The 20,929-nt window shown below is 65.8% G+C and carries 16 protein-coding genes; 6 read left to right on the top strand and 10 right to left on the bottom strand.

Going from position 1 to position 20,929, the window contains the following annotated elements:
- Positions 1-65: 65 nt before the first annotated feature.
- From W823_RS37435 to W823_RS37420, 7 genes are all read right to left on the bottom strand, one after another.
- Positions 66-1,136 carry an ATP-binding cassette domain-containing protein gene (locus W823_RS37435; protein WP_023955992.1) on the bottom strand — a complete coding sequence of 357 codons (1,071 nt, stop codon included), beginning with the start codon at positions 1,134-1,136 and terminating at the stop codon, positions 66-68.
- On the bottom strand, positions 1,129-1,389 hold the full coding sequence (locus W823_RS37430) for an MbtH family protein (RefSeq protein WP_030164721.1): 261 nt from the start codon (positions 1,387-1,389) through the stop codon (positions 1,129-1,131). The genes W823_RS37435 and W823_RS37430 overlap by 8 nt, the downstream gene beginning before the upstream one ends.
- Positions 1,370-2,434: a thioesterase domain-containing protein gene (locus W823_RS56390; protein ID WP_051406400.1), complete on the bottom strand. Its 1,065-nt coding sequence runs from the start codon at positions 2,432-2,434 to the stop codon at positions 1,370-1,372. Before W823_RS56390 ends, W823_RS37430 begins: the two co-directional genes overlap by 20 nt.
- The gene (locus tag W823_RS56385) at positions 2,335-3,999 is read right to left on the bottom strand and encodes an amino acid adenylation domain-containing protein (protein WP_161633985.1); all 1,665 of its coding nucleotides are present in this window, start codon (positions 3,997-3,999) and stop codon (positions 2,335-2,337) included. Before W823_RS56385 ends, W823_RS56390 begins: the two co-directional genes overlap by 100 nt.
- Positions 3,912-4,619 (bottom strand): condensation domain-containing protein, encoded by a 708-nt coding sequence (locus W823_RS59235; protein WP_051406398.1) that lies wholly within the window; start codon positions 4,617-4,619, stop codon positions 3,912-3,914. Before W823_RS59235 ends, W823_RS56385 begins: the two co-directional genes overlap by 88 nt.
- Positions 4,613-15,160, bottom strand: coding sequence for a non-ribosomal peptide synthetase (locus W823_RS37425; protein WP_051406397.1), 10,548 nt, complete (start codon positions 15,158-15,160; stop codon positions 4,613-4,615). The genes W823_RS59235 and W823_RS37425 overlap by 7 nt, the downstream gene beginning before the upstream one ends.
- A 281-nt stretch (positions 15,161-15,441) precedes the next feature.
- Positions 15,442-16,032 carry a TetR/AcrR family transcriptional regulator gene (locus W823_RS37420; protein WP_023955988.1) on the bottom strand — a complete coding sequence of 197 codons (591 nt, stop codon included), beginning with the start codon at positions 16,030-16,032 and terminating at the stop codon, positions 15,442-15,444.
- Positions 16,033-16,121: 89 nt separating this feature from the next.
- Between W823_RS37420 and W823_RS37415 the strand changes: the two genes are divergently transcribed.
- Positions 16,122-16,868 (top strand): SDR family NAD(P)-dependent oxidoreductase, encoded by a 747-nt coding sequence (locus W823_RS37415; protein ID WP_023955986.1) that lies wholly within the window; start codon positions 16,122-16,124, stop codon positions 16,866-16,868.
- A gap of 1 nt (position 16,869) precedes the next feature.
- Here the strand turns inward: W823_RS37415 and W823_RS37410 are convergent, their stop codons facing one another.
- From W823_RS37410 to W823_RS58040, 3 genes are all read right to left on the bottom strand, one after another.
- Entirely contained in the window at positions 16,870-17,388 is a 519-nt protein-coding gene (locus tag W823_RS37410; RefSeq protein ID WP_023955984.1) for a VOC family protein, read from the bottom strand.
- A gap of 1 nt (position 17,389) precedes the next feature.
- The gene (locus W823_RS58045; RefSeq protein WP_161633984.1) at positions 17,390-17,920 is read right to left on the bottom strand and encodes a DUF4190 domain-containing protein; all 531 of its coding nucleotides are present in this window, start codon (positions 17,918-17,920) and stop codon (positions 17,390-17,392) included.
- A gap of 176 nt (positions 17,921-18,096) precedes the next feature.
- Entirely contained in the window at positions 18,097-18,615 is a 519-nt protein-coding gene (locus W823_RS58040) for a hypothetical protein (protein ID WP_023955980.1), read from the bottom strand.
- A 330-nt stretch (positions 18,616-18,945) separates the two neighbouring features.
- Between W823_RS58040 and W823_RS37395 the strand changes: the two genes are divergently transcribed.
- The 5 genes from W823_RS37395 (at position 18,946) to W823_RS37375 (ending at position 20,863) form a co-directional block, all read left to right on the top strand.
- Positions 18,946-19,236, top strand: coding sequence for a helix-turn-helix transcriptional regulator (locus W823_RS37395; protein ID WP_023955974.1), 291 nt, complete (start codon positions 18,946-18,948; stop codon positions 19,234-19,236).
- Between the two features lie 175 nt (positions 19,237-19,411).
- Positions 19,412-19,780 (top strand): 50S ribosomal protein L14, encoded by a 369-nt coding sequence (gene rplN, locus W823_RS37390; protein ID WP_023955972.1) that lies wholly within the window; start codon positions 19,412-19,414, stop codon positions 19,778-19,780.
- A gap of 1 nt (position 19,781) precedes the next feature.
- Complete coding sequence (gene rplX, locus W823_RS37385) at positions 19,782-20,096, top strand: 50S ribosomal protein L24 (RefSeq protein WP_023955970.1); 315 nt, start codon at positions 19,782-19,784, stop codon at positions 20,094-20,096.
- Between the two features lies 1 nt (position 20,097).
- Complete coding sequence (gene rplE, locus W823_RS37380) at positions 20,098-20,676, top strand: 50S ribosomal protein L5 (RefSeq protein ID WP_023955968.1); 579 nt, start codon at positions 20,098-20,100, stop codon at positions 20,674-20,676.
- A gap of 1 nt (position 20,677) precedes the next feature.
- On the top strand, positions 20,678-20,863 hold the full coding sequence (locus W823_RS37375; protein WP_023955966.1) for a type Z 30S ribosomal protein S14: 186 nt from the start codon (positions 20,678-20,680) through the stop codon (positions 20,861-20,863).
- Positions 20,864-20,929: the final 66 nt, after the last annotated feature.

The following is a 20,929-nucleotide window of genomic DNA, read 5'->3' as shown; positions in this document are numbered from 1 at the left end:
TGCTGACTTCGAGGAAGCGGCACGCGGTGCGCCGGTCCTGGCGGATCGGGCCTCGGTGGTCGCGGTCATGCGGCGTTCTCCTCGGGATCGGGCGTGGGATTGGACGTGAGGGAAAGGAACACGTCGTCGAGCGTCGGTGCTTCCACGGAGAAGTCGTGCACCGCGACACCGGCCTCGGACAGGGCCTGGATGATCGTTGCGGCGCTGGCAGTTCCGTCGCTCACGGCAACCTGCCACTCGGTGGAGTGTGCGGTTCCGTGCGGTTCTGAAGACCCGTGCTGGGACAAGACGCGGTGCACCAGATCCCGGTCGATGTCGAGCCCGACCTCCACGGTCAGCAACGTCGACTGGCTCGCCGCCTTCAGCTCGGCGGCCGAGCCCATCGCAACCACTTCGCCGTGATCGATGACGGTGATGGTGTCGGCCAGTGCGTCGGCTTCTTCCAGGTACTGGGTCGTCAGGAGCACCGTGGTGCCGCCGCGCACGAGCTGATTGATCAGAGCCCACATCTCGCGGCGTCCGCGCGGGTCGAGTCCAGTGGTGGGCTCGTCCAGGATCACCACACCAGGCTGCGCGATCAGGGCACCGGCCAGGTCGAGACGGCGGCGCATGCCACCGGAGTAGGTGCGCGCCGGGCGGTCGCGCGCTGACTCGAGCCGGAAGTCGTTGATCAGTTCGTCGGCACGGGTGCCGGCTGCACGTTTGGTCATCCCGTAGAGACGCGCGACCATCCGGAGGTTCTCCCAGCCGGTGAGGTTGCCGTCGACGGCCGCGTACTGACCCGATACGCCGATGCTGCGGCGCACCTGTGCCGGATGCGCGAGCGCGTCGATGCCGAGTACGTGGGCCGTGCCCGCGTCCGGCTTGAGCAGGGTGGAGATGATGCGCACGGTGGTGGTCTTGCCCGCGCCGTTGGGACCGAGCAGCGCGTGCACGGTTCCTCGACGCACCTTCAGATCCACGCCGCCGAGTGCCTGATGGGATGCGCCGCGCCCGAAGCGGCTCCCGAATGTCTTGAACAGGCCCGACACCTCGATGGCGAACTCGGACCCGTCACCCACCGTGTTGTCGGGCGCCTCACCGTCGGGCCCCTCGATCACCGGGTGGTCGAGATGCGTCTGCGTCTCCTCACCCATTGATCCACCACTCGCCGTCGCGAGCCGAAGCGGCGACGGCCTTGCGTTCAGGCATGGATCGCTTCAAGCTCGCCGGCGCGATGTCGCGCCAGTTCTGCTCGACGAACTGCAGGCAGTCCTCGCGTCCGGACGGCCCGTGCTGCGAGGTCCACCCGCCCGGTACGGGAGCGAAATCGGGCCACAGCGAATGCTGACCCTCGTGATTGACCAGGACGCGGAAGGTACCCCGCTCGTCATCGAATGGATTGATCATCATTGGTCCTTTCATCAAGTGTTGCAAGGTGATCGCCGAGTGCCCCGGCGACTGGATGGACGTGATCACCGTCGAGTAGCTGGCTGTGCCGGCAGTAGGCGACGGTGTGCCCGATGTCCCCGGTGACGTGGTGACGCCAGTCATCGACAGCGGGCCGTCCGGGCGGTGGGTCTTCGGACGCGGTGACGAACAAGGCTGCGCCGTCGTACACCCGCGGTGTCCACTCGCGGGCCACCGCAGTGGCAGCGACGTAGGCGTCGTACAACGACTCGAGATCCGTGACCGACAGATGTGCCAACGGGCCCTCGGAAGCGCGGATGATCTCGGTCGCCTCGTCGAGGCCGATGTCGCCGCCCACATCACCGGTCAGCTCACCGTCGCCGAAGCCGAACTCCGTCAGCAACTCTCCGACCGACGGTGTCACATCGAGCTCGGGACGGCCTGGGATCACATACGAATCGAGCAGCATCAGCGTCTCGACCTGGTGGCCTTGCTCCCGTAGTTGCACCGCCATCTCATGCGCGATGGAACCGCCCAGCGACCAGCCGATCAGGTGATACGGACCCTCGGGTTGCACGGCCCGGACCTGCTGCAGGTAGTACGCAGCGAGGTCGGGCACCGACCGAAGTCGGGGACCGCCCGACAGCGCCGGGTTCTGCAGTCCGTACAAGGGCCGGTCGGAATCGAGATGCGGCAGCAGTGCGGTGTAGCTCCACGCGACACCGAGAGCCGGGTGCACCGCGAAGAGCGGAGCCCGGGTTCCCTGCGCCCGCAGGCCGATGAGCGGAGCCAGCGCCGGGTCGATACCCGGCGCGGATTCGGTGTCAGCGGGATCGCTGTCGGCGCCCTGCTCGTCGATCCGCGCCGCGAGCTCCTCCGGGGACGAGTCGCTGAACATCCAGCCGACCGGAACTGCGATACCGGCCTCGTCGCGGAGGGTCGCGATCACCTTGGTGGCCAGGAGCGAGTTGCCGCCGAGATCGAAGAACCCGTCGACAGCGCTGACCGATTCGACGTCGAGGGCTTTGGCGAAGGCTTGCGCCACAATGGTTTCCGTTCCGGCGCCGGTTCGCGTCCGGGCTCGGACGAGAACTCTGGCTTGGGGAGCGCGTTCTTGTCGAGTTTGCCCACCGGTGTCAGAGGCATCGCGTCGATGACCGTGATCGCCGACGGCACCATGTGACGAGGCAACTTGTGGGCCAGCTTGTCGCGGAGAGCGGCGGTGTCGATGTCCGCACCGTCATGGGCCACCACATAACTGAGCAGCCGTGCGGAATTGCCCGCTTCCTCACCGGTGTCCACGATGGTCACCGAATGCTGTACCTGCTCGAGGCCGGACAAGACGGCGTCGATCTCACCGAGCTCGATACGGAACCCGCGCACCTGAACCTGATCGTCACTGCGGCCGACGTATTGCAGTGTGCGGGTTGCCGTCCAGCGCACCACGTCGCCGGTGCGGTACATCCGTTCGCCACCGACACCGGTCGGGTTGGCAACGAAGCGGGCCGCTGTGAGGTCGGGGCGCCCGAAATAGCCTCGGGTCACCTGATCCCCGATGAGGTAGAGCTCACCGGCCACCCCCACCGGGGTGGGGTGCAGGCGGGAGTCGAGCACAAGCGCCCGGACGCCGCGGTTGGGCGCCCCGATCGTGATCGGGGTGTCAGGCGCCATCGGTTCACTGCTGGTGGTGATGATGGTGGTCTCGGTGGGGCCGTACACATTCAGCATCAACCGGTCAGCGGACCACCGGCGGACGAGATCGCTGCCGAATGCCTCGCCACCCACCGCGATGGTGCGCAGTCCGCGGACCCGCCGGTGATCCAGACTGGCCAGTGCCGCGGGCGTGATGAAGGCGTGGGTGACCGCGCCGAGCTCGAGGAAGTCGGCGAGCTGGTCGCCACCGAAGACATCGGTCGGGCTGACCACCAGCGCGGAGCGCCCCGAGATGGCCAGCAACATCTCGAGGATCGACGCGTCGAAACTCGGCGATGCGAAATGCAGTACCCGCGAGGCCGATTCGGGCGACATCTTCGCCTTCAGCTCGTCGTGCACCGCCGCCAGACCTCGATGGGGCACCATCACACCCTTGGGCCTGCCGGTGGAACCGGAGGTGTAGATGATGTACGCCAGCTGATCGTGCCGCGTACCGTGCCCGACCTCGGCTGGGGTGAGGGGCAGTGCCGACATCGAGACGGTCGCCCCCTGCACCGCGGAGTCGTCGAGAACGAACCAGTCCACCGCAGGTGGCATCGACTGTGCGTACTGCTCGATGGTGATACCCACGCGCACCCGGCTGTCGGCGAGCATGTGCTCGATGCGGCCTGCCGGGTACGTGGGATCAACGGGCAGGAATGCCGCGCCGGTCTTGCTGATGGCGATGGTCGCGATGATCGCGTCCACCGACCGCGGAATGGCCATGGCCACCAACGAATCCGGGCCGAGTCCGCGCCGTAGCAACAGCCTGGCCAGCTTGTTCGATCGGGTGTCGACCTGCCGGTAGCTCACACTCGTGTGCGCGTCGATCAACGCGGTGCCGTCGGGATTGTCGTTGACCGCCGCGGTGAACAGCTCCACCAGTGATCTCGGCTTCGGGGCGGGCAGACCGCGCACCGGGGCCAGGGTGGCCTCCTCGACGAAATCGGTGACCGGCGTGTCGCGACGGGCATCGTCGGTGAGTCGGTGACCGCCCGGAGAACACGGATCAATCGGGCCGAGATGGCCTCGGCGGTCCGCTGGTCGTAGCGCGCCCGTGCGTAGGTCATCTTGATCCGCGCCTGACCTTCGGCGCCGGGGTTGATACCGGTGACGGTGAACTGCAGGTCGAACTTCACCGACTCCGTGTCGACCTCGGTGACCTGGGCCAGAAGTCCGGCGCCGGCATCGAGGTTTCCGCCGAGGCTGGTCTCGGACCAGTCGTGAACCGACAGAGCGACCTGGAAGAGGGGATGACGTCCGGGCACCCGCTGAGGGTTGACGGCGCTGACGACATCGTCGAACGGTACGTCGACGTGTGCGAGTGCTTCGAGATCGCTCTCGCGGATCGACGACAACAGCTCGGTGAACGACGCCGCGGGATCGAGTGTGCTGCGCAGTGCGAGGGTGTTGACGAACATGCCCACGACTCTTTGCAATTCGGGCTCGAACCGGCCGGCCACGGGGGTGCCGATCAGTACATCGGACCCCGAGCCCATGCGGTACATCAGAACCGCGAGCGCGGCGTGCATCAGCATGAACGGGCTGACACCTTCTCGGCGTGCGAGTTCGGCGATGGCGCCGCGCAGATCACGTCGATGGTCAGCACCGTGTGTCCGCCACTGTGTTCGGCGGCGCCGTCTTGGGCCTTGGTTGTCTCTTCCTGCGACGGGATCGTGGAATCGATGGGGGCATCGGCGAGTACACCCCGCCAGTAGTCGATCTGCCGGGCCGCGGCGCTGCCTGGATCGTCGGGTGAACCCACGGTGGTGTGTTGCCACAGGGTGTGGTCGATGTAGCTGACAGGCAACGGGTCGAACTGCGGTGTCTCGCCCGAGCTGCGCGCGCGGTAGGCGAGCATCAGATCGCCGAGCAGCGTCGGCAACGACCATCCGTCCGCGGCGATGTGGTGCAGCACCACCACCAGCGTGTGGCTCAGGGGCCCGGTACGCAGCAATCGGACGCGGATGGGCGGCTGGTTCGACAGGTCGAAACCCTGTGCAGCGGTGGTCAAGACCAGGCTTTCCAGGTCTGCGATGTCATGATTCTCCACCAGCAGCCGGTGACCGATCACCTTCGCGGCGTCGGGCTCGGGCACCTGGGTGGCCTCCCCGTCGATCTCGGGGAACAGCGTCCGCAGACTCTCGTGCCGCTCGACCAGGTCGATCAACGCCGAATGCAATGCGTCGACGGACAATTCGCCGTGGAACTCCACCGCGAAGGGCACGTTGTACGCCGCCGACTCCGGATCGGTGCGGGAGAGAAACCACAGGCGCCGCTGCGCCAGTGACAGCGGTGCCGACGTGGCGTGGTCGCGGTGGCTCAGCGTCGCTCGCTCACCTCGGTCCGCAGCCACGTCTCCAGTGGCGGCAAACCCGGCGAGGTCGGAGACCGTCGGATGGTCGAAGACCACCCTCACCGGCAGTTCGGTACCCAATGCCCGGTTGATCCGGCTGATCAACTGGGTGGCGGTCAGCGAGGTACCGCCGAGTTCGAAGAAGTCGTCGTCTGCACCGATCTGGTCGGCCGGTACGCCGAGCACCTCGGCGAACAACGTGGCGAGGGACTCTTGGGCATCGCCCGCCACGGGGCGGCGCTCGGTGTCGGTTCCGCCGACCACGGGTTCGGGGAGGGCAGCGCTGTTCAGTTTTCCGTTGGCGGTCAACGGGATCGAGTCGATCGGTGTGATCGAAGCAGGCACCTGATGGCGCGGCAGTCGGGCCTGCAGGTGGCGCCTCACGTCGTCGAGATCCACCTCGCCTTCGACGGGGACGACATAACTCGCCAGCGTGGCACCCTCCCCGCGACCGCGCACCACCGTCACCGCGAAGCGGATGTCGGGTCGTTCGGTGAGTGCGGTGTTGATCTCACCGAGCTCGATCCGGAACCCGCGGAGCTTGACCTGGTTGTCACTGCGTGAGAGGTAGGTGATCACGCCGTCTGGACTCACAGTCACCACATCGCCGGTGCGGTAAAGCAATCCGCCCGGTTCGCCGTAGGGGTTCGCGACGAACCGCGTGGCTGTCAGACCCGCACGCCGGACGTATCCGCGTGCGAGACCCGCCCCGCTGAGATACAGCTCGCCGGGTACACCCGCGGGCACCGGCCGCAGGGCGGCATCGAGGACCACTGCGCCCTCACCACGGACGGGCGTGCCGATCGGAATGGGTCCGCTCGGCAGAGGCCGGCTGTCGTCGCCGTTGATCGTTGCCATCACGGACACGACAGTGGTCTCGGTGGGGCCGTAGGCATTGAGGAACGTACGTCCGGGGGCCCAGGTACGGACGAGGTCGGGACCGCATGCCTCGCCGCCCACAGCCAGCGTGCGGAGATCAGGCAGATCTGCGCTCGGAACGGTGGCGAGGGCCGCGGGTGTGATGAACGCGTGGGTGATGCGCTGCGACCGCAGGAACTGCTCGAGTTCGGACCCTCCATAGATTCGTGGGGCGATGACCATGGTGGCACCGGCCGAGACGGCCAGCAGCAGTTCGAGCATCGAGGCATCAAAGCTCGGTGACGCGAAATGCAGCGTGCGCGAATCGCTGTCGACCCCGTACCGCTCACGTTGTTCGGCCGCCAGCGGTGCCAGACCACGGTGGGTGACCGCCACGCCCTTGGGCACTCCCGTGGAGCCCGACGTGTAGATCACGTACGCGATGTTGTCCGGCTGGGCCCACCTGTGACGGGTGAGTCGACGACCACTCATGGTGTCCACGGCTGCACCGAGCTGGCCGTCCAGGCTGATCCACCGGACACCGACGGGAAGACCATGCGCGGTCGCCTGGTCGGTCAGGCCCACGACGGCTTTGCTGTCGGTCACCATGTGTTCGATGCGCTCAGCCGGATAGCCCGGGTCCACCGGCAAGAAGGCTGCGCCGGTCTTGGTGATCGCCCACATCGCGGCCACGGAGGTGGCACCGCGCTGCAGGGCGATGGGAACGATGTCCTCGGGCCCGATCTCCAGGCTGAGAAGGTAACGGGCCCAACGGTTCGACCACTCGTCGAGTTCCCGGTAGGTGAGCACTTGGCGACCGTCGTCGGTCAGCGTGCCTGGACCGGCTTCCGACGCGGGCCACTGGCCCGCGTCGAAGACGATCGCCGGCGCGTCCGGGTTGCGGCTCACGGCATCGGCGAGCAGATCGGGCAACAGGGTCTGCTGGTCCGACCAGGCATTGCCCGCCTCGTCGGTTCCCGCGGCCACACCCTCGGGCCACTCGTTCTCGGTCAGCACATCGAGGTCGCCGATGGTGATCTCGGGGTCTGCGACGACGCTCTCGAGAACGCGGACGAAGCGCTGCGCCATGGCTTCGATGACGGCTGCGGGATATTTGTCTCGCGCGTAGGTCAGCCGCATCATGTGCCCGGTGACCCGGAGCTCCAGATCGAAACGTGTTCCCGCGGTGTCGATCTCTGTGACGTCGGCGATCAGCTCCCCGAGTTGGAGGGCAGGGCCGGATTCGTCGGCGAACGCCAGGGCGACCCGGACGAGGGGATCCTGCTGACGGCGGTCGTCCGCGACCGCGGTGGCCAGTTGGTCATAGGGAACGTCGGCGTGTGAGAACGCGTCGATGTCGGTGTCGCGAACGCGGTCGATGAGCTCGGTGAACTGCGCACCGGACGTCACCGGCGTGCGCAGCACAACGGTGTTCACGAACATGCCGACCAAGTCGGCGAGATCGGGGTGGTCGCGTCCGGCGACCGGGCTACCGATCACCACATCGGAATCGGCGCCCTCGAGATGGACGTCGGAGTGGGTGCTCAAGCGGTGGAGTAGCGCGGCAAACGCGCTGTGCATCACCATGAACAGGCTTGCGTCACGCGAGCGGGCGACGCTGGACAGTCCGTCCAGGACCTCGGGGGCGATCTGGAAGTCGACCGTTCCACTGCCGTGTTCGCCGGTGTCGGTGTGAGCGAGAATAGACTCACGGCTCACCCCTGACAGGGTGTCGCGCCACCAGCTCAGCAAACCGCTGATCCGGCTGCTCGGATCCTGGTCGTCCCCGAGTGCAGCCCGCTGCCACTCGGCGAAGTCACGGAAACGAACGGGCAGCGGGGCCAGGTCGGGTGTTCGTCCGGCGCACCGCGCTTCGTATGCGACGGCGAGATCGGTTGCGAGTGGACGCAACGACCAGCCATCGGCGGCGATGTGATGGATCACCATCGTCAGCACGTGGGTGTCGACATCCGTGCGGACGAGTTCGGCCCTGATCGGCGGCGAGGTGCGCAGATCGAATCCTTCGACGCCCAATGCTGTTTGCCGCTCGGCCAGTTGATCGCCTACCGACTCAGAAACCGGTAACTCGAACCGCGGGGCTTCGAGCACCTCGACCTGTGGCCTGCCGTCGTCCTCGGGATAGATGGTGCGCAGCGGTTCATGGCGGGCGACCACGTCGGTGAGTGCGAGTTCGAGCGCCGCCACATTCAGGGCGCCGCGCAAGGTGACGGCGAAGGCGATGTTGTACGCGCCGGATTCGGGTTCGAGTCGATTGAGGAACCAGAGTCGTGAGGCAGCGAGCGCGGGAACGGAGTCACGCCCGAACGCCGGGCGTTCACGGGCCACGAGTTCGGGCAGAGGTGCGGTCGCGTCGTCGTCGGGCTCTGCTGCACAGGCCCGGGCGAGGCGCGCGGTGGTGGGGTTGTCGAAGAGGGTGCGGACCGGGACGCGGCGTCCCAGCAAGGCCTCGAGACGCGCCACCACCTGAGTGGCCATCAGCGAGTTGCCGCCCATCTCGAAGAAGTCTTCGCTGCGGCCGACGGTGGCGACATCGCGGCCGGTCACCTGCGCGAACATGGCGGCGATCTGCTGCTCGCGGAGGCCGCGCGGTCCGCCGCCGTTGTCTGTCGGGCTGTCCGCGGAACGCGACGGTTCGGGAAGCGCCCGGTAGTCGATCTTCCCGCTGGGGGTCACCGGCAACCGATCGATCACCATGATGGAGCGCGGCACCATGTGACCCGGGAGTTGAGCTGACAACCGTTCTCGGAGCGAATCGGCCTGCAACGTGTGAGCGGTCACCGGGCTGACGTACGACACCAGTTCCGTGGTGCCGTCGCGGCCCGGCCGGGCGACAGTGACGGCCTCGGCCACCAGGTCGTCACGAATGAGGGCTGCATCGATCTCACCGAGCTCGATCCGGAAGCCACGCACCTTGACCTGGCTGTCGGCACGCCCGAGGAACTCCAGTTCACCGGCCGATGTCCATCGCACGAGGTCGCCGGTGCGGTACATGCGGTCGCCGTCGCGCCCGAATGGGTTGGCCAGGAACGATTCCGACGTGCGCCGTACCCGTCGGTGGTATCCGCGCGCCAGGTGTCCGCCTGCGAGGTACAACTCGCCAACGGCGCCGGTCGGTACCGGCTGAAGCCGTTCGTCCAGGACCAGCAGATCCATGCCCCGTACCGGCCCGCCGATGCTCAAGGTCTCATCGGGTGCGATCGGGTCGGTGATGGTGGCAGCAACGGTGGCTTCGGTGGGGCCGTAGGCGTTGAACAACCGGCGGCCGCGGGCCCATCGAGAGATGACCTCGGGGTTGGGGTGCTCGCCACCGACGATCACCGTGGACAGGGAAGGCAGGGCGTCCGATTCCATGGTTGCCAGCACCGACGGCGTGACGAACGCGTGCGTGACCGACTGGTCGGCGAGTACGTCCTGGAGTTCGTTGCCGCCGAGAACATGTGGCGGAGCGATCACCATGGTGGCGGCTCCGCCGACGGCCATCAGGACCTCGAGGACCGAGGCGTCGAAGCTCGGCGATGCGAAATGCAGTGTGACGCTGTCGGTCTCGACACCGAACCGCTGCACCTGTTCGGACGTGAAGTCGACCAGGCCGTGATGGCTGACCACCACACCCTTCGGCACACCGGTGGTCCCGGAGGTGTAGATGAGATACGCGGGGTTGTCCAGCGTCAGTGGGCCGACCCGGTGGTGTGACCGGACCGGGTTGTCCGGGGCTGCACGCAGTTGCTCGAGCAGTTCGGGGTGGTCGACCGCGATCGCAGGGGTTCCAGGGGGCGCCACCGGCGAGTTCCGCACGGTGAGGCACAGTTTCGCCCCGGAATCGGCCAGGATGTGGTCGATGCGCTCGGCCGGATACCGCGGATCCACCGGCACCCAGGCAGCGCCTGTCTTGGCGGTGGCCCACAGCGCGATGATCCATTCGAGCGAACGGGGGACCGCAATGGCCACGAAGTCCTCCGGGCCGACTCCCTCCGCGATGAGGAGGTGGGCGAGGGCGTCCGAGCGGGTGTCGAGTTCGACATAGGTGAGTTCGCGGCCGGCTTCGCGGACCGCGACCGCGTCGGGATTCACCGAGACCGCCTCGGCGAGGATGTCCGGTAGCACCCGCGCGCGTCGTGGGGTGGGACCGGTGGCCGGTACAAGCGCCATTTCCTCCGCGCGACCGAGGATGTTGATGTCGCCGATCGGCCGGGTGGGGTCGGCGAGCACGCCGCGGGCGACCTGCTGCAGTCGTTTGCCCAGTGTGCGGATCGTCGCGTGGTCGAACAATTCTGCGGCGTAATCGATCTCGACATCGAGGCCGGCCGGCTTGCCGTCCGCCGTGTACTGCTCGGTGACGGTGAACTGGAGGTCGAACTTGATGACCCCGGCGCTGATCGGTGCAGCCGACACGGTGAGACCCGGCAGTTCGAGGGATATGTCGGTGTTCTCGTTGAGAGCAATACTCACCTGGAACAGCGGATGTGCCGGATTCGAACGGTCGGGGTTGACTGCCTGCACCACCTGTTCGAACGGGGCGTCGGCGTGTGCCAGCGCATCGACCGTGATGGCCTGCAGGCGCGATACGAGATCGCCGAAGCTGTCCGACTTGCTGATCGATGCGCGCAGTACGACGGTGTTGACGAACATGCCGACCAGTTGGTCGAGGGCGTCGTCGCCGCGGCCACCCACCGGTGTGCCGACCGCGACGTCGTCGTCGTTGGCCATCCGACGCAGCAACGTCGCGACCAATGCGTGGACAACGGTGAACAGCGTCTGCTCACCCGGCGCCTGTGCGGCAGCGAGCAGTCCGCGATGCACGTCGGCATCGAGTTCGACGGTGTGGCCACCGGCGCGCATGGTTGGGTTCGCCGGCCGCGGCCGGTCCGTCGGCAGATCGGTCTGCGCCGGCATGCCGGCGAGTGTGAGAGACCAGTAACGAAGTTGCGCCGCAATCGATTCGGGGCTGCTGTCATCGGCCAGTTGCTCGGCCTGCCAGATGCTGAAGTCGCTGTACTGCACGGGTAGCGGCTGCCAGTCGGGTTGGTGCCCGGCCGAGCGGGCGGTATAGGCGATCGAGAGGTCGCCCGCGAGCGGGGCAAGCGAGAGGCCGTCGGCCGCGATGTGGTGCAGGACGACGACCAGCACGTGCTCGGTGTCGGACATGCGCAGCAGCCGCGCACGGATCGGGATCTGTTCCCCGAGGTCGAAGCCCTCACCAGCCAGATCACGGCTCACGCGTTCGACGTCTGATCGGCTGACGTCGGTCTCGGCGAGGTCGAGGTCCACCTCGTCCACCGGCAGAACGCGCTGGAACGGTCCGTCGTCGTCGAGTGGGAACACCGTCCGCAACACCTGCTGACGTTCGGCGACATCGGCCAGTGCCTGGGCCAGTGCGTCGTGGTCGAGCGTGCCACGAAGGGTCAGGCGGAATGGGATGTTGTACGCGCCGGATTCGGGATCTGACCGGTTGATGAACCACACCCGCTGCTGAGCCGCCGACAGTGGGATCCGGGTGTGATCGGTGGTGACCGCCTTGATGGTGGTGACGGCTCGATCGGGTCGGATCAGTGACTCGTCGACGCCCATGTCCCGCAACGCCTCCGCCAGATCCGAGGGTGTGGGCGCGGCGAACAGGGTCTTGATGCCGATGCGCCGTCCGGCCAGCGCGGTCAACCGGGCGACGATCTTGGTGGCGAGCAGTGAATTGCCCCCGAGATCGAAGAATGATGCCTCGGCGCTGACGGTCTCTCGACCGAGTATGCCCGAGAACAATTGGCACAGGGCGAGTTCGAGGTCGTCGCGAGGCGCGACCGCTGTGTCCTGGGTGGGGACGAACACGGGATCCGGCAACGCCCGGCTGTCGAGCTTGCCGTTCGACGTGGTGGGGATCTGATCGAGTTCCACGATCACCGACGGGATCATGAACTCGGGCAATGTCCTTCGGAGTGCGCGGCGGATGTCGACCGTGTCGGGGGATGCCCCGCCCGACGGCGTGATGTAGCCGACGAGCATGGGATCGCCTGTGCCCGGGTCCACGCGGACGACCACCACGGCCTCGCCGACGCCTCCGGCGCCGGTCAGCGCCGCCTGGACCTCTCCGAGTTCGATGCGCTGGCCACGGATCTTCACCTGGAAGTCGCTGCGCCCGATGTAGTCGAGAGTGCCGTCCGCACGCCATCGGACGAGGTCGCCGGTGCGGTACATCCGTCGACCCGGCTGATGGGGATCGGCCACGAACCGATCGGCCGTCAGGTCCGGGCGTCCGACGTATCCACGGGCCAATTGTGTTCCGGCCAAGTACAGTTCGCCGACCGCGCCGACAGGCTGGGGGCGAAGCTGCTGGTCGAGAACATATACCGCTGTGTTCCACACCGGGCGTCCGATCGGCACGGAGGCGCCGGTGCTCGAGGCACTGTCGTTCTCGAAGGTGACGTCGACGGCGGCTTCGGTGGGACCGTAGAGATTGTTGACCGGAGCATTGCTGACGCGGCGGAACCGCACAGCAGTCGCCGTGGCGAGGGCCTCGCCACTGGTGAAGACCAGCCGCAGGTTGTCGAGCCCATCGTGACCTTCTGCGGTCTGCGGATCGGACTCGAACGCGGAGACGAAGGCCGCGAGCATCGACGGGACGAAGTGAGCGACCGTCACGGCATGCGCCGACATGACGTCGCGCAAGTACCACGGATCCCGGTGTCCGTCAGGGGTGGGCACGATGAGATGCGCGCCTGCCGCCAGAGGCCAGAAGAACTCCCACACCGATACGTCGAAGGTGGCCGGGGTTTTCTGGATGACACGGTCGTTCTGGTCGATGTGATATTCGTGCTGCATCCACTGCAGCCGGTTTGTGATCGCTCGATGACTGACCGTGACGCCCTTGGGTTTACCGGTTGAGCCCGAGGTGAAGATCACATACGCAGGGTGCTCCGGCCGCAAGGGTGCGCGGCGGTCGGCGTCGGTGATCGCCCGGTGGTCGACGTCCGATGTGTCATCGAGGCCGACGTCGAGAACGGTCGCGGTGGTCTCGGGAGCCTGCTGATCGGTGGCGACCAGCACGATCGTCGGAGCGGCCGTACCCAGGATGTGCTCGATGCGGTCGGCAGGGTCGTCTGGATTGATCGGCAGATACGCGGCGCCCGATTTGATGACCGCATGGATGGCGACCACTTGTTCGACGCTGCGGGGCAACGTCACCGCCACCACCGACTCAGGCCCCGCTCCCTCCGCGATCAGACGTCGTGCGAGGCGGTTCGTATGCCGCGCCAGGTCTGCGTACGTGAGTGGGTGCGTGGCGTTCCCGGCCGACTGAAGGGCGGGTCGGTCGGCGTGGTGTTCGGCTGCCGGATCCAGGAGTTCCGTCAGCGTCTGCGCCGGCAATTCCCGGTAGGTGTCGTTCCAGACGTGCAGAAGCTGTCTGCGCTCGTCGGCGGGTACGGTGCTGACCTGCGCAATGGTGCGGTCGAGGTCGCCGCGGACGATGTCGGTGAGCAGGGCCTCGATACGCCGGTGGTGATCATGGACCTCGTCGGGCGAGTACCGGTTGGGATTCGCTTCGAGGTCGAGCATGATGTGCTGATTGCCGAAGTTCTCGTAGACGTTGAACGACAGATCCTCGACAGGTCCTGTGGACAGCAGGTGCACCTCACCGCTGACCGATCCGAAGTCGATGTGGCTGAAGAACAGCATCACGTTGACCATCGGCCCGTAGAAGTCCCGCTCGGTGCCGGTGTCGCCGAGCAGCTCCCGGTTGATGTCCTCGTGGCGGAAGCGCTGATGCTTGAGGCCGTGTTTGATGTGCAGATTCGCCTGGGCGAAGAGTTCACGGATCGTCATGGCCGGGTCGGTCTGGACCTCGATGGGAAGGACGTTGGACGTCATCCCGGCACTCACGCGCAGCATGTCCGAGGTGCGCGCGGCCACGGGGAGACTGATGACCGTCTCATTCCGGCCGGTCAGTCCGGAAAGGTACAGGGCGACAATGGCAGTGATCGCAGAGGCCGGCCGCACGCCACAGGCCTTGGCCGCGGCACGCAGGTCCGCGGCGAGTTCCTCGCTGAGCTCAGAAGAGGCGATGATGGCGGTGAGGGCGGCGGTCAGGTCATCGGTCTCGGCGCCACGCCGCAGCACCTCGCTGCGGGTGAGTGATGCCCGCGCGGTCGCAGCGACGTCGGGGTCGATGCTGTCGAGCTGGTCTTTCCAGTATTGGCGGTCGATCTCGAACCGCTCTGACGCGCGGTACTCGCGGTCCATCTCGGAGATGTGCAACATCGATGCGGAGGTTGGGGGTGTGTAGTCGCGTCCCTCGACGATCGCACCGTAATGCGCGGCGACGGCGGTGAGCATGAACATTGCGCCGTAGCCGTCGAAGGCCAGGTGATGGCCCCAGCAGTACCAGATCACATGCTCGTCGGCGAGTTGGAGCACGTAGGTCTCGAGCAGGTGGTCGGTGACCAGATCCACCGGTTTGAGTCGGTGGATCTTCATCCAATTCAGAGCTGCGGCATGGGGATCGGCATCGTCTCGTAGATCGACGTAGCCGAGCTCGACCTCCCGGTCGCGATCGACGGTCAGTACCGGCTCGTCGTCGGTCTCGATCACGCGCAACAGCGCCGACTCGGTGTCTCGGGCGGTCTTGTGTACGGCGTCGGCCAGGACATCGAGGTCGACGGGCCCGCGCAGTTCGACGTACGCCGAGACCGACAGCGGAACCTCGGAATCGAACTGATGGGCGTACCAGATCCCGCGCTGAGCGGCAGTCATCGGGAATGACGGTTGTGTAGGGGCCTCTGGTGCCGGCCTGTCCTCGTTGCCCAAAGTGAACTCTGGGACGACCAGATTCTGATCGATGCCGATGGTTTCAGGCATGCTTGTACCGCTAAAGGCTCGCTTCACAACGCCCCTCCCGTAACTTGGTCGCTCGTTGTGCAGTGTCTTGCCTAGTTGTTCGGTACTGACGCTGCATCAGATTGGTCAGACTGACTATTTTTCTCGCCCCGGTGGCGTCTGGCCTGGTGACAGCCCTATCGCTGGTCGGAAATACTTTGTTACAGGGGCGGTTCCGCGCTCGGCGAGCTAGTTACCCACGGTCGCAACGCAATAAACGAGGAGCGTTCGCCACATGGACACCGGGGGTTTGCACACAGCTGTTATCGAATGATCTTCGCGGTCACGATTGCCGTTAGTATCTCTATGATTTCGTCTGGTTCGGAGTCAGATTGCATGCCTGCTTCGGTGCGTCGCTCGTAGTCGGCGATCAACGCGAACATCGCCGTGGCGACGGCTGCGACCCGCCGGTTGCGGGCTGCTCGATCGGCATTGATCGATTTGGTCAGTCGTTCAAGTACTTTCGGCCATTCCGTGTCATGGCGCTGCAGTGTCTCGTCCGGCCAGGCCGTTCTGATGACCTCGAGAAAGCGTGCGTAGTGGGTGCCCTTCATCTGCAGGATGGGTAGGACCAGGACGCTGATCAGGTCGCGGATGCTGGGCTCTTTGTTCTGTGCGGCAAGGTCTTTCAACATTTGGGATCGCACGATTTCCATGGGTCCGAGACGTCGGGCGACGATCGCGGCGATCAATCCTTCGCGGTTCCCGAAGTGATACTGCACTGCTGAGTTGTTGCGATGTCCGGCCTCGATCGCGATGTCGCGGAGTGGGACCTCGTAGCCGCGGGTGGCGATCAATCTCTCGGCGGCGTCGAGCAATTCTCGCTTGCCGCGGTCGGTTCCGGTGTCCGTCACTGTGGCCCCTCCCGTCCCATTCCGCCGCGTCGGCCCGAATGAAGTTCGTAAGCCACATCATCGTTAAGCGGCCATGCTTATATTGAACGATGATTACCGACCCGCTGCACAAGAAAGTGGTCTTTGTCACTGGCGCCTCGTCTGGTCTGGGATCCGCTGTGGTCGAACTGTTTTCTGCGCGCGGCGCAGAGGTGTTCGGCTTCGCGCGCGATGCCGACCGGCTGGCGGAAGTGTTCGAGGGCGTGCCGGACGGCCGATTCCAGATCGGCGACCTTGTCGATGCGCAGCAGTGCCGGAGTGCGATCGAGGCCTGTGTGGATCGGTTCGGCAGGATCGACGCGCTCGTGAACGTGGCGGGCGCACACACCATGCGTCACACCACGGAGGTGACCGACGACGATTGGCAGCGCGATCTCGCTGTCAATCTGAGTGGTCCTTTTCATCTGATCCAGGCGGCATTGCCTCAGCTGATCGAGAACCGGGGGAGCATCGTCAACGTCTCGTCGGTGGCGGGGGTCCAGGGTCAGGCGTACTCAGCCGGCTATTGCGCTGCCAAGCACGGTCTCGTCGGCCTCACCCGGGCGCTCGCCGTGGAGTACGCCCACACGGGACTGCGGGTCAATGCGGTGTGCCCGGGAGGGATGTTGACCCCTCAGGTGACAGACTTCGCGCCGCCCTCGAACGCCGACTTCAGCCTGGTGATGCGAGCGGCGTCACCGCGTGGATTCGCCGACACCGCGGACGTCGCGAAATTGATCGCGTTCCTCGCCGGCGACGACGCCACGGCCGTGCACGGTGCGGTGTACGCGGCCGACAACGGTCGGTCCGCGGACTGACTCAGTCGTCGGTCCGCTGCCACGGATTGGTGTGGCCGTCGGGGATCAGCCCGTCGAACATCGCACGCATGTCGTCGGACAGTTTCATCAGTTCGACGTAGGACCCGATCGGGCCGCCTGCGATGTAGGCGAACTCCATCCCGACGCCCTCGAACACACCGTCCTGGAGGATCTGTGTGCCCGCAGCCTTCAGGTCGGCGATGGCAGCGTCGAAATCGTCTGGGAGCCAGGCGATGTGGTGAAGGCCGGGCCCGTGCGCATCGAGGAATTCGGTGTAGAGGTTCACTCCTGAGACGGGCTGGATCAATTCGAGCTGCTGGCCGCCGGCGTATCCCAGCGACACGTGGATCGTGTAGTCGGCGGGCGCACCGCGGTAGGAGCATGCGCCTGGGCCGAATGCCACGTCCGGGATGCGCAACCACGATCGGACACCGTAGCGGTCGGTGAACTCCTTTTCGGCGGCGTCGATGTCGGCCACCACCCACGCGACCTGAAAGATCGGCCCGTCGGCAACGTTCACCTCAGGAACCGATCGCCAGCGCGAGTGCCATGAAGAGCATGAGGACAAAAGACGTCATGAGGCCGCCGATGGCAATGCCGGTCCACGCCTGGGCCTCGCCTGTCTCCCCGGTGTTCTTCATCTGACCCAAGCCGACAAATCCCATGATCACCGCTGCGGGGGCGAGCAGCGCTCCGAGACAGATGAACGTGGCGGGTACGGAGATGAGGGCGCAGATCATGGCCGCGTTGGCCATCGAGTTCGTCCGGGGGCGGGCGGTCGCATACGGGTTGACCGGGTACGCGTGGAGACCGGGTGAACCGCCCGGATACGTCAGCGGCGGATAGGCGCCGGGGTACGGGGGGTCGAGGCTCGCCAGGGGATCTCGGAATCCACCCGATCCTTCGGGGTCGTACGACTGCCAGTCGCCAGATGACCAGTGGGGAGACGACCAGGGCTCGGTGGCGATGGGCTCCGTGCTGTGCGTTCGACCGGCGGGCGTGGGCTTGGTGAGATCAGGCCGTTGACGATCGGATTCCTGGCCTTGTGTCATCGGTGCGCTCCGCTCGTTCGGCTGTCCATCGCCTTCTCGTGCCAGCTTATGCGTCGCCCACCGGGAGCCGGCGAGATCAGTGGCGCGTTCGGCGGTCGCGTGGGACGACGAAGCGCGGTGCCGGCCACCGAAGTGGCCCGACACCGCGCATCGGTTCCGATCAGGTTGCGGTCGCGTCAGCCGCCGTGCGTGGACCCCATGGAGACGAGGTCGGTGATGGACGATCCCGCGAGTTTCCAGGTGCCGTCGGCGTAGACGTAGTCGATGGGCATGGCCACCGGCTGCGGGGTGTGCGGGCTCGCCACCTCGACGTTCGCGGTGGCCTTGTTCTCTCCGTTCACGGTCACCGTGGTGACCGTGAACTTGTCCGGTGTGTAACCGGCGGTGGTGAAGCCGCGCGACAATCCGGTCAGCTGTGCGCCGATGGACGGATCCGTCGAGTCGACCAGCTTCGCCGAGTCGGCAGGCGCGGTCTCGGGCGTGAGGACCGTGCGCAAGATCTCCTGTGCGGTGGAGCTCTCGAGGGTCGACCCCGACTCGGTGGCCGTGCCGGACGTGTCCGCAGAGCTCTGGGATGTCGCCGAGGCCGTGGTCGAGGATGCGGATTCGGACTCGCTGTCGTCGCTGCACGCGGCGACTCCGAAGACGGTCAGGCCGACCAGCGCGATGCCGGCCACACTCTTGCGAAAGTTCATATGCACTCCTAGAACCGATTAAGTAAGCCAACACTAACCTAGGTGCGCGCGACGTGTCCGACGAGGTCAGGTGCCCGTCCGGCGAGTTTCGATGCCTCGATCGGCAGTGCGGGTGCTTCATCGGCAAGTTCGGTCTGACCGGTGCGGACGACTAGTGACCCTTGCGAAAGATGTTGTGATTGAGCCTTTTACGGCATCAAGCGCTAGATTTGCGGTGCCGGTCGCCATCCGAGGAGGGGGTTGCGGTCGGCGCAGTGCACACCATCGCGGCCGGTCGTCGTCGACACGGCGTGCGCTGCGACGGTCATCACGGAAGGGGGAGCGAAGTCCATGACAGTCGAAGATGTGCATCCGGGGCGCACTCCCGGCGCGGGGGGCCAGGCGGATTCGGTGGCCGTACCCGCCCTGTCGCCGCGGGAGGTAGAGGTGCTCCTGGCCTGGTTTGCGGCCGACTCCAAAGTCGAGGCGGCAGCATCGCTGTTCATCACGCCGGCCACCGTCAGCACCCACATCACCCGGATCCGGGGCAAGTACGATCTCGTCGGCCGACCGGCCCGTACGAAAGCGCAGCTGCTCGCGCGGGCCATCCAAGACGGGTACACGCACCTCGACGACTGGTGAAAACCCGACGTCAGTGTTGTGTCTCGGGTCCTTCTCGCAGCAATTTGGTTTCCACCTGCTGGTTCTCTACACTTGAGCGGTTGCCTGGGCACAGTTGTGCCCTGGCGGCGAGACCGCGTGCGTCGGGTCGGAAATTCGGCGTGCAAGAAGTAAACCAGGTCAAGGAGACTACAAAGTGATCCAGCAGGAGTCACGCCTGCGGGTCGCCGACAACACGGGTGCCAAGGAAATCTTGTGCATTCGCGTGCTCGGAGGCTCGTCACGGCGCTACGCCGGCATCGGTGACGTCATCGTCGCCACTGTCAAAGACGCCATCCCCGGCGGAAACGTCAAGCGGGGAGAGGTTGTCAAAGCGGTCATCGTGCGCACCACCAAGGAGCGCCGCCGTCCGGACGGTTCGTACATCCGTTTCGACGAGAATGCCGCCGTCATCATCAAGAACGAAAGCGATCCTCGCGGAACCCGCATCTTCGGCCCGGTCGGCCGTGAGCTGCGTGAGAAGAAGTTCATGAAGATCGTCTCGCTGGCTCCGGAGGTGCTCTGACATGAAGATCCACAAGGGCGACACCGTGATCGTCGTCTCCGGTAAGGACAAGGGCGCCAAGGGCAAGGTCATCGAGTCCTACCCGCAGCGCAGCCGCATCCTCGTCGAAGGCGTCAACCGCATCAAGAAGCACACCTCGGCCTCGCAGAACGAGCGCGGCGCATCCTCGGGCGGCATCGTCACCCAGGAAGCCCCCATTCACGTGTCGAACGTGATGGTCGTCGATTCCGACGGCACCCCGACGCGCATCGGCTACCGCACCGACGACAACGGCAAGCGCGTGCGCATTTCCCGCAAGAACGGGAAGGACATCTGACATGAGCACAACTGAGAAGATCCAGCCGCGACTGAAGCTTCGCTACCGCGAAGAGATCAAAGACGCGCTGAACAAAGAGTTCGCCTACGACAACGTCATGCAGATCCCCGGCGTCGTCAAGGTCGTGGTCAACATGGGTGTCGGCGACGCCGCCCGTGACGCCAAGCTGATCAACGGCGCCATCAAGGACCTGGAACTGATCACCGGTCAGAAGCCAGAAGTTCGTCGGGCCCGCAAGTCGATCGCACAGTTCAAGCTGCGTGAAGGCATGCCCATCGGCGCCCGCGTCACCCTGCGTGGCGACCGCATGTGGGAGTTCCTCGACCGCCTCGTGTCGATCGCACTTCCGCGTATCCGTGACTTCCGTGGCCTGAGCGATCGCCAGTTCGACGGCAACGGCAACTACACCTTCGGTCTCAACGAGCAGTCGATGTTCCACGAGATCAACATCGACAACATCGACCGTCCGCGTGGCATGGACATCACCGTCGTCACCACCGCGACCAACGATGACGAAGGTCGGGCACTGCTGCGTCAGCTCGGCTTCCCGTTCAAAGACCCCAACGTGAAGGACAACTGACATGGCAAAAAAGGCTCTGGTCAACAAGGCCAACAAGAAGCCCAAGTTCGCCGTGCGTGGCTACACCCGCTGCAACCGTTGCGGTCGCCCGCACTCGGTGTTCCGCAAGTTCGGCCTGTGCCGAATCTGCTTGCGCGAGATGGCACACGCGGGCGAGCTGCCCGGCGTGCAGAAGAGCAGCTGGTGATCTGGTAGCCACCAGGCTCACCGTCAGGCTTTACGAAAGGCGCTCCACCTTCGGGTGGGGCGCCTT

The organism is Williamsia sp. D3, assembly GCF_000506245.1.
GTDB lineage: Bacteria > Actinomycetota > Actinomycetes > Mycobacteriales > Mycobacteriaceae > Williamsia > Williamsia muralis.
Note: the sequence above shows the minus strand (reverse complement) of the source record. Positions and strands in the feature narration are given on the sequence as shown.

Coding starts and splice junctions, on each gene's coding strand:
- W823_RS37435 (WP_023955992.1), bottom strand. CDS start 1,136: ATGGGTGAGGAGACGCAGACGCATCTCGACCACCCGGTGATCGAGGGG.
- W823_RS37430 (WP_030164721.1), bottom strand. CDS start 1,389: ATGATCAATCCATTCGATGACGAGCGGGGTACCTTCCGCGTCCTGGTC.
- W823_RS59235 (WP_051406398.1), bottom strand. CDS start 4,619: ATGCTGATGCACGCCGCGCTCGCGGTTCTGATGTACCGCATGGGCTCG.
- W823_RS37425 (WP_051406397.1), bottom strand. CDS start 15,160: ATGCCTGAAACCATCGGCATCGATCAGAATCTGGTCGTCCCAGAGTTC.
- W823_RS37415 (WP_023955986.1), top strand. CDS start 16,122: ATGATTACCGACCCGCTGCACAAGAAAGTGGTCTTTGTCACTGGCGCC.
- W823_RS58045 (WP_161633984.1), bottom strand. CDS start 17,920: ATGACACAAGGCCAGGAATCCGATCGTCAACGGCCTGATCTCACCAAG.
- W823_RS58040 (WP_023955980.1), bottom strand. CDS start 18,615: ATGAACTTTCGCAAGAGTGTGGCCGGCATCGCGCTGGTCGGCCTGACC.
- W823_RS37395 (WP_023955974.1), top strand. CDS start 18,946: ATGACAGTCGAAGATGTGCATCCGGGGCGCACTCCCGGCGCGGGGGGC.
- rplX (WP_023955970.1), top strand. CDS start 19,782: ATGAAGATCCACAAGGGCGACACCGTGATCGTCGTCTCCGGTAAGGAC.
- rplE (WP_023955968.1), top strand. CDS start 20,098: ATGAGCACAACTGAGAAGATCCAGCCGCGACTGAAGCTTCGCTACCGC.
- W823_RS37375 (WP_023955966.1), top strand. CDS start 20,678: ATGGCAAAAAAGGCTCTGGTCAACAAGGCCAACAAGAAGCCCAAGTTC.